This is a genomic window from Halomarina rubra (assembly GCF_023699475.1).
Classification (GTDB): Archaea; Halobacteriota; Halobacteria; order Halobacteriales; family Haloarculaceae; genus Halomarina; species Halomarina rubra.
Map to the genome: position 1 here is coordinate 483316 of NZ_JALXFV010000002.1, position 12021 is coordinate 495336.

The window sequence follows — 12021 nt, forward strand, 5'->3', positions numbered from 1 at the left end:
TCGCCGGCGAGGTCGACCCCGAGCGCGAGCGCGAGCACGACCTTCCGGAGTTCGCCGGACTCGATGCGCGAGACGGCCGTCTCGACCATCTCGTGCCACTCCTCGCGCGAGGTGCGGTGGGCGGTCTCGACGACGCCCGGCGACGTGCCACTCGGGACCATCGCGGGGAGGGCCTCGACCCGCTCGCGGGCGGTCTCCAGCGCCGACTCGACGGTCGCGGGGTCGACCGTCCGCCCGTAGCGCGAGACGGTGAGATACGTCGTCTCGTCGGCGCGGGTCAACTGCACCTCCGGGAGGACGAACCGCGCGCCGGGGAACCCCTCCCACGGCGGGGAGGCGTCGTGGTCGGGCGAGAACGCGAGGCCCCCGAGCATCCGGGGGCGAGCGCCCTCGGGACCGTCGGTGTCGGTGGCGGCGAACACCCGCTCGGCCCGTTCGCGAAGGTCGGCGAAGCGACCCGGTCCGGCCGCGGTGACGGCGACGGCGACGCCCGCTCCGACGAGTTCGAGACCGTCGGGCGTGCTCCAGTGGACGTGCGGTGGCTCCCGGTCGGCGAGGAAGGCGCGATAGGAGACGTCCGGTACCTCACAGGTGCGGCTGACGAGCGTCCCGTCGAGCGACGCCGTCACGCGACTGTGGGCGGATTCCATTGCCGAAACTCGGGGTGGAAAACCCTTGAGACTATCCATCCCGGTCGCCCGGGCGGTCCGAGCGACGACGGCCGGACCTCGTCGTGACCCTCCGCGAAATCAGCTGTAGCGCTCCTCGTTCCACGGGTTCGCCGTGTCGGAGTAGCCCCGTTTCTCCCAGTAGCCCAACTCCTTCTCGGTGAGGAACTCGACGCCGCTGACCCACTTCGACCCCTTGTAGGCGTACTTGTGTGGCGTGACGACCCGAACCGGGCCACCGTGGTCGTCGGGCAGCGGTTCGCCGTCCAGCTCCCAGACGAACATGACCTCCTCGCGCATGCACTCCGCCAGCGTGAGGTCGGTCGTGTAGTCGTCGAACCCGTAGAACATGACGTGGCTCGCGTCGTCGCGGACGCCCACGAGGTCGGCGAGGGTCGGGAACGTGACCCCCGTGAACTCGTTGTCGAAACGGCTCCACCCTGTCACGCAGTGGAAGTCCTGTCGCTGGGTCTCACTCGGCAGGTCGCGGAACTCCGAGAGCGAGAACGAGGTCGGGTCGTCGACGGCTCCCCACACCTCGAACTCCCACGTGTCGGCCGACCACGAGGGCGTCCCGCCCTTCGAGAGCACCGGGAACCGCTCGGTCTCGCGCTGTCCCGGCGGCAGTCGCTCACCGTCGAACTCCTCGTAGAGGTCGGTCACGTCGCGAACGCTCATACCCCGACTCGGGCCGCCCGAGAGGTATGCCTACCGCTCTCGGGACGGTCGTTCGTGACCCGGCCCGTGGACGGTTCCGGGCGAACTGTCGCACGATTGCATAATTGAAAACGCACGAAGCGCTTCGGGAAAGATATTTGTTGTGCTCCACAACAGGATTTGGCGGTGCGCTAAGATTCCCCGTCAGAATTAAATAGCCCACTGTCAAACCGGGACGTAACGATGCCAAAAGTCGAGATAAATATCCCCGAACATCTCGAGATGCAGATGACTCAGATGATCGAACAGGGAGAGTTCGTCAACCGCGAAGAAGCCGTCGAGGACCTCCTCGCCGCCGGGTTGCGCGCGTACCGCACCGGCAGTGCGATGGACGACGACGAACCCGGCGCGTTCGAGGACGACGGAATGATGGGCCACGACGACGAGTACGTCTTCTAACCCACCCGGTCTCCCTGTGTTCTTTCGCACGCCGAGCCGCCGGACTCGTCGGCTACGGTCTCCCGAGCGGCCCGTCTCGCTGCGACCGACGACGGGTTCGTACGAGACTGGGTAGCGTCCAGCGCGTTACGTTTAACAACTTCACAGAGATAGCTTGAGTATGCACAAAGACGAGCTTCTCGAACTCCACGACCAGATGGTCGCCATCATGGAGTACTTCCGAGCGCAGGAGGACGTCGACAGCACGCTGTTCGACCCCTACGACGAACTCGACGTCTCCCCCGACGACGTCCACAAGTCCAAGAGCGAGCACAAACACGCCGTCTTCGTCCTCGGCAACGCCCTCGCCAGCGCCATGAGCGAAGACGAGTTCTCCGACGCCGGGCGCATCTCCAAGCGGATGGAGGAGCTCGCCGACGACGCGGAGTCGAAGCTCTAAACGCACCGTCTTCTTCGTCGGGTGTCCTCGCTCGCGCGTCGCGCTCGCTGTGAGCACCGCGTGGCGGCTACGCCGCCACGGCATGCGGTTGCGGGCCTGCGGCCCGCAACCCTACTCCTCGAAAACTCTCTCCCAGTATGCGAAGCATCTGGGAGCCTGTGAGACGCTCCGCGTCTCGTAATGGCACGAAAAAGGCGAGCACTCGCTCCGCTCGCTCGTCACCCCGCTCACTCGTTGCACTCGTTCGCGGTGAACCGTACTCACTTCGTTCGCACGGATGGTGTGAGCGTTTCTTCCAACCCATCTCGGCTGATTCAACTGTTAGACAGAGAGCGTGTGTCTTTCAGTTCAGTTGATTCGCTGACTGATCAACCATCCCTATCGCTCTAACGAGGGAATCTCGGGGTTGCAAGCGACAGGAGCCAATACTGACGGTTCTACCACGACCGCTCCTCCGCTTGAATAGAGTCGAGAAATAGTCGACTCGCTTCCACACTTCCAGAGTACAGCCTATGTACTAATCGTGACGCTACCGTCATTGTTTATACCAATGGTCGTTGCAGAATCGTCACTCGGGAAGGTATAGGTTTGAACAGTAGTTTGTCCGTCCACGGTCACCGCAACTTGATACTCTCCATTTTCGGCGAAGGATTCCAGTTCTGAGTCCGATTCGGGTTCGAGCGTTCGGCCATCTGAGTAGACGACTTCCCCTCCTTGGTTAATCTCCACGACAACTGCGTGATTTGTGTTGTCCTGATTCACGAGAATCAGTTCATTCGAGGGGGTGTTACTGCCTTGCAATGTACTGCACCCCGCTGTAATGGCGAGTAAGCCAACGAGTACGCTAACTGCGAGCTTTCGAGTTGGAGGGCTCATACACAGGCGACTTCTTGCTAACGTCCCATATCATTTTTGTATCCATTCGTGAACTCGCTCACAGCGAATCACGTTCGTAGTAATGCATCTGAGCTGGACAGAGAGTTGTTCTGCGTAGAACGCCGAGGGTACCGATACATACGCGGCACGTGTCTAACAAAACCGGCAAGCTGTGCGGTGCGGGTTCGACCCGTGAGTTGTACCGCGAGCGAACGCAGTGAGCGAGCGGTCTTTTTAGTCCAGGTTTTTCCGAGGAGCGGTGACGCGAAGCGTCACCCGACGAAGAAAAACGTGGGTGTCGAGAGTTATTTCACCCCCCAGTCCATTCGCCCGGTATGCAACCGCGGACAGCCGAACAGATAGACGAGTGGCCGTCGCAGTCGTTCTCGGGAGGCTACGCCGGTCTCCGTGACCTGGCCGCCGCAGACTTCTCGGGTGCGGTGTCGGCCAACGGAGCGTGGCTGTTCATGCTCAACGGCCACGCCATCGGCGTGGTCGACGGGTCGCTCGACGCCTTCGACGGCGCGAGCGGAACGGCCCACCAGGCCCCCGACGACTCCCTCCCACTGTTGTTCGCCATGCGCGAACGCGGCGGCGAGAAGCGCGGCCAGTACTACACCGAACGCACCTCGCTCGCGGAGGTCGACAAGACGCTCTCCTCGGGCGGGTTCACGGGGTACGTCGAACTCTCGGAGAACGTCCTGAGCGGCGATTACTACGTCGTCTACTACGGCGGGAACGCGAAGTACGCCGCCTTCGTCGGCCAGTCCGACCGCCTCCACACCGGCGAGGACGCCGCGGAGCGCGCGACCGACGAGGTCGGACTGTACGACGTCGTCGCCGTCGACCTCTCCATCGTCGAACTCCCGGAAGCGCCCGAGACCGCCGACGGGGACACAGCGGCCGGTGGGGTAGCCGCCGTATCGAACGGAACCGGGGAGTCAGAACCGAGCGTCGACACCCGACCAGACGAACAGTCCGCGTCGACGGCGGAACCGCAGTCCGACGGACCACCGGTCGACCCGACGGCCGATCAGGACGAGGAGCCACCGGAGTCGGCTGTCTCGGAGCCGACGACCTCGGAACCGACGCCCACGGAGTCGACGGCCGCCGCGAACGACCTCGACCTCGAATCGACGCTCGCCGGGACGAGCGCCGACGACTCGGGGTCGGACGAGTCACCCCCGGCAGGTTCGGTCGCGGACGACCCCGAACCGGAACGCGCGTCTCCGACGGACACGGCACCGGAGGCCGACTCGACGCCGGGTGAACACGCTCCCGAAGCGCGCGACCCGACCGCCGACGCGCCGACCGACCGGCCGGCGGACGCGCCAGCGCCAGCGGCGTCGGAGTCCGAGCCCGACGAATCACCGGCCGACCCCGCCGGGTCCGGAACGGCTCCGGAGGGCGACTCTACCGACGAGGCCGTCGCGGCGTCGCTCGAAGAGATCGACCTGCGAGACCCCGAGCCACCCCAACCGACGACCGAGGGGGCGACCGCCGCGGTCAGCGAGGCCGACGAGACGAGTCCGAGTGCCCCGCCCGTCGACGACGCGGACACCCCGGCAGACTCGTCGGTCGACGCCGCCGCCGAGAGTGCTGGCGCGGCCGCTGGTGGGACCCCCGACGGTGACGACGAATCGGAGTCCGAACTGGACGACCTGTTCGCAGACGCCGAACGGACGAGTTTCGACGAGGCGTTCGGCGAGGAGACGACCCCGTCGGCCGACGGCACCGGAGTGGCCGAGACGACCGAGGCGGGGGCCGACGACGGCCGTGTCGACGAACTCCGAGAGACCGTCGAGACGCTGGAGACCGAGAACGAGCAGTTGGCTGCCGAACGAGCGGAGTTGGTCGACGAACGCGACCGGTTGCAGGCGCGCGTCGGCGAACTGGAGACCGAACTCGCGGCGAGCAAGCCGCCCGCGGACTTCGAACAGGTCGGCCCCGACACCGCGCTGGAGGCGACCGACCTGTTCGTCCGGTACCGCTCGCGCAGCGGCGAGACGCTGGAGGGTGCCCACCAGGGTGCGGACAACCGCCAGGCGGTCCAGGGGAACCTCGACCTCGAACACCACACGCGCTTCGACGCCGAGCGGACCGCCGTCGGTGACGAGGAGTACGAGACGTTCCTGCCCTCGACGCTCGAACACCAACTCGTGACGTGGCTGGTCGGAGAGCTACTGTACGAGATTCGCGACACCGGTCACGTCGAGGGGCTTCGTCCGCTGTACGACGCGCTGCCGGAGATCGACCGTGCGGACCTCTACGGTGCGGTCGAGGTCGACGCCGGCGAGGACAGCGTCCCGTTCGACGTGGTCTGTCGGGACCGACTCGGCAACCCCCTGCTCTGTCTCGACGTCCACGAGTCGCGCGACCCGGCGACGGACGCGGAGATGGAGTCGGTGCTGGAGAAGAGCGCGCGGGTCGCCGAGGACCACGACGAGTTCGCCGGAGCGTTGCTCGTCGCCTCCTCGTTCTTCGAACCGAGCGCGCTCGAACTGGCGACGGAGAAGACCGCGAGCGGCGGTCTGTTCGGTGGCGGCAAACGCGAGAGCTTCGTGAAACTGTCGCGGAAACGCGGCTATCACCTCTGTCTGGTGGAGGCGCGAGACCGACGGTTCCACCTCACGATGCCGGAACTGTAAGAAGAGTCGAAGTCGTCGCGAAACGTAGCTAGTTCTCGATTTCGGGCATCTCGTCGATCTTCATGCCCTCCAACTTGTCGATGATCTCGTCGACCTTCCCGTCGAGGTCCGAGACGAACTCCGCGGTGGTCTCGGTCGTGATGGCACCCTGACTGGACGGTTCGATGAGGTCCTCTTCCTCGAGCACGCGCAGCGAGTAGCGCACTTTGTGGTGGGGGTATCCCGTCTCGTTGGACATCTTGACGATACCGATGGGCTCGTTCTCGATGACCATCTTGAGGACCTGCAGATGGCGTTCGAGCATGTCGACTTCCTTCTCAAGCCTATCTATCATGGCAATTGTTAACTTGTGTTTGCAACCTTTAAGTGTTGCTGTCCGGCGGCCGATACCCGCTTGCTATGCCGTGGTAACGACGGCCGACGTATAACCGTTGTGGCAGACGTCAACACGTCTTGCCGGATGCGCGGGCGCGTCGGGGACTGCGGGTGACGACCGTAATCGGTTTGGTACGGCCCCCGGAACCGTCGGGCAATGACTGTCACTATCGTCGGGTCACAGCTCGGCGACGAAGGGAAGGGTCGCGTCGTGGACCTGTTCGGCGAGACCGCGGACGTCGTCGCGCGCTACCAGGGCGGCGACAACGCCGGTCACACGGTCGTCCACGACGGGGAGGAGTACAAACTGTCGCTGGTCCCGAGCGGTGTCATCCGCGGAAAGGTCGGTGTGCTGGGCAACGGCTGTGTCGTCAACCCCGAGACGCTGTTCGACGAGATCGACGCGCTGCGCGAACGCGACCTCGCGGCCGACGTCCGGGTCGCCGAGCGCGCCCACGTCATCATGCCGTACCACCGCGTCCTCGACGGCATCGAGGAGCGCGAGAAGGAGGACCTCGCGGCGGGCACCACGGGCCGCGGCATCGGCCCGACCTACGAGGACAAAGCCGGTCGCCGCGGCGTCCGCATCGGTGACCTGCTCGACGAGGAGGTGCTCCGGGACCGCCTGGAGTACGTCGTCCCCCAGAAGCGCGCCCTCTACGAGCAGGTGTTCGGCGGCGACCCCGACGACCCCGACCTCGACGGCGCGTTCGACGTCGACGCGATGTTCGAACACGCCCGAGCGTTCGGCGAGCGCATCGCCGAGGAGGGGATGGCCGTCGACGCCGGGTCGTTCCTCGCCGACCGCATGGCCGACGGTGAGGACGTCATGCTCGAAGGCGCACAGGGCACCTCGCTCGACATCGACCACGGCGTCTACCCGTACGTCACCTCATCGAACCCGACGGCGGGCGGCGCGGCCGTCGGCACGGGTCTCGGCCCCACCGTCGTCGGCGACGGCGAGGTTATCGGCGTCGTGAAGGCGTACCTCTCGCGGGTCGGCACCGGGCCGCTCCCGACCGAGTTGGGCCACGTCGAGGGCCAGACGCCTGTCGACGGCGGCGACACCTCCGACGAGGCCGAGCAGTTGGCGACGTACATCCGCGACGAGGGCGGCGAGTACGGCACGGTCACCGGCCGCCCGCGCCGGGTCGGCTGGCTGGACATGCCGATGCTCCGCCACGCCGCGCGCGCCAACGGGTTCACCGGTCTCGCGGTCAACCACCTCGACGTGCTCGCGGGCATGGACACCGTGCAGGTGGGCCACGCCTACGAGTTCGACGGCGAGGAGATCTCGACGATGCCCGCGACGACCGAGAAGTGGGGCCGCTGTTCGGCCGTCCTCCGCGAGTTCGAGGGCTGGCCCGAGGTCGACTGGGCGGCGGTCGCCGAGGAGGGGTACGATGCAATCCCCGAGAACGCCCGGACGTACCTCGAGTACATCGCCGAGGAACTCGACGCGTCGGTGTACGCCGTCGGCGTCGGCCCCGGTCGCGACGAGACGGTCGTCGTCGAGGACCCCTGGTAGGTCGTCGGTTCAGGAGTACCCCACTCCCTGCGGTCCCTCACGTCTCCTTTCTCCCGTCTCCTCCCTCACCTCTCCTCCCTGACCTCTCCTCTTCCACCGGCACCCACCGTTCGCGCTCGAAACCCCCCGACGGTACCCCTGCCGACGAACCTATCGGCGAAACACACTTGTCGGCCGACGTGGATTGCCGGACGTGCTTCGCTCGTTCGGCCGGGTCGCCACGCTCGCGCTCACGACAGCGGCGCTGCTCCTCGTCGTGACGTACGTCTACCTCGGGACGCGCCTGTTGCCCGACGTGACGCTGTTGGGTGTCGTCGCGCCGGCGGTCGTCGTCCCCGCGGTGGCCGTCCTGTGGCCGCTCGACACGCGGACAGGGCCGGTGTTCGGCGTGTTGTTGCTCGGAACCGTCGTGTACACCTTCGGTATCTACGGGACGGGGACGTCCTGTATCGGGCAGGTCGCCGGTGCCTCGGCGTACGGCGTCGCCTACGACGGTGGGGTGCTCAACTACGGCGCGCACCTCGGTGGGGCGAACTACGAGTGTTCGGCGGCGACCGTTCCCGGCGTCGTGGTCGCCGGGTACCTGCTCGTCACCATCGGGTTCGTCGCGGCGGCGTTCGACTGGCACCTCGACCCGCCGTGGAACGGCCTATCGGTTCGACGCGGGCGGTTCGGGTCGGAGTGACCCCACGCCGCGTCTGACCGGGACGGACGACTCGCCCTCGACGGGTCCCGGCGCCGCCGGACCGACCGCGAATGGCGGATATTGATACTCCTCGCGCCCGAAAACCAGCCAATGGCCGAGACGGAGTCCGTGACCCGAACGAGAGCGTGGCTGATGGCCGCGCGTCCACAGACGCTCCCCGCCGGAGCGGCCCCCGTCGTCGTCGGGACGGGCGTCGCCTACCACGCCGGGGTGTTCCACGCCCTGCCGGCGCTCGCCGCGCTCGTCGGCGCGCTGTTGTTGCAGGTCGGGACGAACTTCGCGAACGACTACTACGACGCCGTCAACGGCACCGACACCGAGGACCGCGAGGGGTTCACCCGCGTCACCGCCGGCGGTCTCATCGCCGCCGCGTCGGTCAGGCGCGCGATGTACCTCACCTACGCCGTCGCCATCCTGCTCGGCACCTACCTCGTCTACGTCGGGGGCCTCCCCATCGTCGTCGTGGGCCTCACCTCCGTCGCGGCGGGCATCCTCTACACCGGTGGCCCCTACCCCTACGGCTACCGCGGACTGGGCGACCTGTTCGTCTTCGTCTACTTCGGCCTGGTCGCCGTCGTCGGCACCTACTACGTCCAGGCCGCCGCGACGGCGTTCGGGTCGGTGTTGCTGGAGACGCCGCTGTCGGTGCTCCCGCCGGCGGGTACCGTCACGCTCGCGGCCGTCGTCGCCAGCCTCCCCGCCGCTGGTCTCTCGACGTGCCTCCTCGTCGTCAACAACATCCGGGACAGGGAGACCGACGCCGCGACCGGCAAACGGACACTCGCCGTCATGCTCGGCTACGGGTTCAGCCGCGTCGAGTTCCTCGCGCTCGTCGGCATGGCGTACGTCGTCCCGGTCGTGTTCGCGCTGACGGGCTACTCGCCGCTCGTGCTCCTTCCGATGCTCACGCTCCCGCTGGCCGCGTCGCTCGCCCGCACCGTCCTGACCGAGACGGGCGGCGACGCGCTCAACCCGGCGCTGGAGACGACCGGCAAACTGCTCGCCGCCCACTCCGTGCTGTTCGCCGCGGGGTTCGTCATGCCCGACCTGCTGGGGCTGTCGCTATGAGACTCCGGTTCGAGCGGTTCTCGGTGTCGCTCGCCTCCCCGCTCGGGACGGCGACCGGTCCGGTCACCGACCGCGAGGGGTTCGTCGTCACCGTCGACGTAGGCGGTCAGCGCGACGTCGGCGAGGCGACGCCGCTCCCGGGGTGGACCGAGTCCGTCGAGTCGTGCGAACGTGCGCTCCGCCGAGTGGCCCGCTTCCCCGACCCGCGACGGGCGCTGACGGGGCAGGGCGACGACGTGCTCGCCGACGCGCCCGCCGCCCGCCACGGCGTCGCGCTGGCGCTCGCCGACGCCGCGTCCCACCGCGACCGCCTCTCCCTGTACCGCTGGCTCGGGGGTGAGGCTCCCGTCGAGTCCGTCCCCGTCAACGCCACCGTCGGCGACGGGGACGTCGAGACGAGCGTCGGCGCGGCCGAGGACGCCGTCGCCGACGGGTTCGACTGCCTGAAGGTGAAGGTCGGCGCGCGCACGCCGACGGAGGACGTCGAGCGCCTCCGGGCCGTTCGGGCGGCCTGTCCCGACGTCGAACTCAGAGCCGACGCCAACGGTGCGTGGGACCGCGACACCGCCGAGGAACTGGTCGACGCGCTCGCCGACTGCGACCTCTCGCTGCTCGAACAGCCACTCCCGAGCGAAGACGTCGCCGGTCACGCCGCGCTCCGGGAGTACGTCGCCGAGACGGACGCGGGCGTCGACGTCGGCCTCGACGAGTCGCTCACCGCGACCCGACCGGAGACGCTCCTCGCCGCGGAGGCGGCCGACGTGCTCGTCCTGAAACCGATGGCGTTGGGTGGGGTCGACCGGGCGCGGTCGGTCGCACTCGCCGCCCGCGAGCGCGGGGTCGACGTCGTCGTCACGACCACCATCGACGCGGTGTACGCCCGGACGGCCGCCGTCCACCTCGCCGCGTCGCTCCCCGAGGTGCGAGCGTGTGGGCTGGCGACCGCCGGCCTGCTCGACGCCGACCTCGCATCCGACCCTGCACCGGTCGAGCACGGGGCTATCGCCGTCCCCGAAGGAAAGGGCAATGTACCGCGGCAGTTCAGGTCGAACAGTGCGTGACTGGTTCGGCCACCGAGCGCGGACCTCGCCGGCGTCGACGGCGCTCGTCGACGCCACGAGCGGTCGCACCGTCACCTACGCCGACCTCGACTCACGCGTCGAGACGCTCGCCGGGCGACTCGCCGCGGCGGGTGTCTGCGTCGACGACCACGTCGGTTTGCTCGCGGGGAACGGCGTCGGTGCGGTCGCGGCGGTCCACGCCGCGATGCGCGTCGGCGCGTGTCTCGTCCCGTTCTCGACGCGCCTGACGGCGACGGAACTCGAACCGCGCGTCGACCGCGCCGACCTCGACGTCCTCCTCTGCGACGACTCGACCGCCGACCGGGCGCTCGCGGCCGCGGGAGCGGTCCCCGTCCGGTCACTCGATAACGGTGCGGACGAGGACGACTGGGAAGAGGAGACCGACCGACCCGCGCCGCTCGCGGCGACCGACCCTCGACCGTTCGACCTCCCCGAGTGGGACCCCGACGACCCGCTCGTCATGCTGTACACGTCGGGGACGACGGGACGACCGAAACTGGTCGTCCTCACCGTCCAGAACGTCCTCGCGAGTGCGACCGCCAGCGCGTTCCGCCTCGGGACGCTCCCGGGGGACCGCTGGGCGTCGCCGCTCGCCCCGAGTTCGATGGGCGGTCTCGCGCCCGTCTACCGGACTACGCTGTACGGCGCGACGCTCGTGCTCTGCCCGACCGACACCGACGACCTGCTCGCCGCGATGACCGACCACGCGGCGACGGGCATCTCCGTCGTCCCGACGCTCCTCCGGCGACTGCTGGACGCGGGCGACCTCCCCGACTCGCTGCGGTTCGTCCTCGTCGGTGGCGCGCCGACGCCCCCGGAACTCGTCGCGCGGTGTGCCGAGCGCGACGTCCCGGTCTGTCCGACCTACGGGATGACCGAGACGGCCTCCCAGATCGCGACGGCCGCGCCCGGCGAGGCTCCGGCCCACCCCGACTCGGTCGGCCGGCCGCTGATGTTCACCGACGTCGCGGTCGTCGACGACCACGGCCGGCCGGTCCCGACCGGAACGTCCGGCGAACTCGCGGTCTGTGGACCGACGGTGACGCCGGGGTACTACGACGACCCCGCGGCGACCGCCGAGACGTTCGAGGGCTGTGGCCTGCTGACCGGCGACGTCGGCCACCGCGACGCGGCCGGTCGCGTGTACGTCCACAACAGGAAAGACGAGCGCATCCTCACCGGCGGACAGAACGTCGACCCCGGTGAGGTCGCCGCCGTGATTCGCGGCCTCTCTGGGGTTCGAGACGCGGCCGTCCTCGGCCTCCCCGACGAGGAGTGGGGCCAGCGGGTCGCCGCACTCGTCGAACCGGAACCGGGCGTCGCCGCCGGCCCCGGTACGCCCCTCGACGCCGCGACGGTCGAGGCGCACTGCCGCGAGCGACTCGCGGGGTTCAAACTCCCGCGGGTCGTCGCGTTCGGCGAGATTCCTCGCACCGAGTCGGGGACGGCCGACCGGGCCGCCGTCCGCGCGCTGCTCGCGGAGGCACGCGCTTAATCCGCGTCCCCGTCTACTAC

General features: G+C 68.3%; 11 protein-coding genes and 1 pseudogene (1 of these 12 only partly in view). 8 read left to right on the plus strand and 4 right to left on the minus strand.

All coding sequences use genetic code 11. The features are described from left to right. Both M1L36_RS03745 and M1L36_RS03750 read right to left on the minus strand, forming a co-directional pair. Window positions 1–650 (minus strand): annotated as a pseudogene (locus tag M1L36_RS03745) (isochorismate synthase) (its annotated part extends 694 nt beyond the left edge of the window); the annotation flags it as partial. A gap of 99 nt (window positions 651–749) precedes the next feature. Continuing rightward, the gene (locus M1L36_RS03750; protein WP_250872370.1) at window positions 750–1346 is read right to left on the minus strand and encodes a sulfite oxidase-like oxidoreductase; all 597 of its coding nucleotides are present in this window, start codon (window positions 1344–1346) and stop codon (window positions 750–752) included. A gap of 222 nt (window positions 1347–1568) precedes the next feature. Here M1L36_RS03750 and M1L36_RS03755 point away from each other — a divergent pair, with 222 nt between their 5' ends. Further along, window positions 1569–1784 carry a DUF7120 family protein gene (locus M1L36_RS03755; RefSeq protein WP_250872371.1) on the plus strand — a complete coding sequence of 72 codons (216 nt, stop codon included), beginning with the start codon at window positions 1569–1571 and terminating at the stop codon, window positions 1782–1784. Window positions 1785–1944: 160 nt separating this feature from the next. Further along, window positions 1945–2223: a UPF0058 family protein gene (locus tag M1L36_RS03760; RefSeq protein WP_250872372.1), complete on the plus strand. Its 279-nt coding sequence runs from the start codon at window positions 1945–1947 to the stop codon at window positions 2221–2223. A 510-nt stretch (window positions 2224–2733) separates the two neighbouring features. On the opposite strand, the gene M1L36_RS03765 is transcribed toward M1L36_RS03760, so the two are convergent. Then, window positions 2734–2985: an Ig-like domain-containing protein gene (locus tag M1L36_RS03765; RefSeq protein ID WP_250872373.1), complete on the minus strand. Its 252-nt coding sequence runs from the start codon at window positions 2983–2985 to the stop codon at window positions 2734–2736. A gap of 449 nt (window positions 2986–3434) precedes the next feature. On the opposite strand from M1L36_RS03765, the gene M1L36_RS03770 reads away from it, so the two are divergent. Then, window positions 3435–5747: a DUF7527 domain-containing protein gene (locus M1L36_RS03770; protein WP_250872374.1), complete on the plus strand. Its 2313-nt coding sequence runs from the start codon at window positions 3435–3437 to the stop codon at window positions 5745–5747. A 28-nt stretch (window positions 5748–5775) separates the two neighbouring features. On the opposite strand, the gene M1L36_RS03775 is transcribed toward M1L36_RS03770, so the two are convergent. Then, complete coding sequence (locus M1L36_RS03775) at window positions 5776–6081, minus strand: hypothetical protein (RefSeq protein WP_250872375.1); 306 nt, start codon at window positions 6079–6081, stop codon at window positions 5776–5778. A gap of 198 nt (window positions 6082–6279) precedes the next feature. Between M1L36_RS03775 and M1L36_RS03780 the strand changes: the two genes are divergently transcribed. The 5 genes from M1L36_RS03780 to M1L36_RS03800 all read left to right on the plus strand — a co-directional run bounded on the left by M1L36_RS03780 (window position 6280) and on the right by M1L36_RS03800 (window position 12001). After that, window positions 6280–7650: an adenylosuccinate synthase gene (locus tag M1L36_RS03780; RefSeq protein WP_250872376.1), complete on the plus strand. Its 1371-nt coding sequence runs from the start codon at window positions 6280–6282 to the stop codon at window positions 7648–7650. 193 nt (window positions 7651–7843) lie between these two features. Beyond that, window positions 7844–8335 (plus strand): hypothetical protein, encoded by a 492-nt coding sequence (locus M1L36_RS03785; protein ID WP_250872377.1) that lies wholly within the window; start codon window positions 7844–7846, stop codon window positions 8333–8335. Window positions 8336–8446: 111 nt separating this feature from the next. After that, window positions 8447–9424, plus strand: a complete 978-nt coding sequence (locus M1L36_RS03790) for a 1,4-dihydroxy-2-naphthoate polyprenyltransferase (protein ID WP_250872378.1) — start codon at window positions 8447–8449, stop codon at window positions 9422–9424. Next, window positions 9421–10485 (plus strand): mandelate racemase/muconate lactonizing enzyme family protein, encoded by a 1065-nt coding sequence (locus M1L36_RS03795; RefSeq protein ID WP_250872379.1) that lies wholly within the window; start codon window positions 9421–9423, stop codon window positions 10483–10485. The genes M1L36_RS03790 and M1L36_RS03795 overlap by 4 nt, the downstream gene beginning before the upstream one ends. After that, window positions 10478–12001 (plus strand): class I adenylate-forming enzyme family protein, encoded by a 1524-nt coding sequence (locus M1L36_RS03800; RefSeq protein WP_250872380.1) that lies wholly within the window; start codon window positions 10478–10480, stop codon window positions 11999–12001. Before M1L36_RS03795 ends, M1L36_RS03800 begins: the two co-directional genes overlap by 8 nt. Window positions 12002–12021 lie beyond the last annotated feature (20 nt).

What these genes read in the sequence shown, in the direction of transcription:
- M1L36_RS03755 (WP_250872371.1), top strand. Translation starts at nt 1,569, where the DNA reads ATGCCAAAAGTCGAGATAAATATCCCCGAACATCTCGAGATGCAGATG.
- M1L36_RS03775 (WP_250872375.1), bottom strand. Translation starts at nt 6,081, where the DNA reads ATGATAGATAGGCTTGAGAAGGAAGTCGACATGCTCGAACGCCATCTG.
- M1L36_RS03770 (WP_250872374.1), top strand. Translation starts at nt 3,435, where the DNA reads ATGCAACCGCGGACAGCCGAACAGATAGACGAGTGGCCGTCGCAGTCG.
- M1L36_RS03760 (WP_250872372.1), top strand. Translation starts at nt 1,945, where the DNA reads ATGCACAAAGACGAGCTTCTCGAACTCCACGACCAGATGGTCGCCATC.
- M1L36_RS03795 (WP_250872379.1), top strand. Translation starts at nt 9,421, where the DNA reads ATGAGACTCCGGTTCGAGCGGTTCTCGGTGTCGCTCGCCTCCCCGCTC.
- M1L36_RS03790 (WP_250872378.1), top strand. Translation starts at nt 8,447, where the DNA reads ATGGCCGAGACGGAGTCCGTGACCCGAACGAGAGCGTGGCTGATGGCC.
- M1L36_RS03750 (WP_250872370.1), bottom strand. Translation starts at nt 1,346, where the DNA reads ATGAGCGTTCGCGACGTGACCGACCTCTACGAGGAGTTCGACGGTGAG.
- M1L36_RS03780 (WP_250872376.1), top strand. Translation starts at nt 6,280, where the DNA reads ATGACTGTCACTATCGTCGGGTCACAGCTCGGCGACGAAGGGAAGGGT.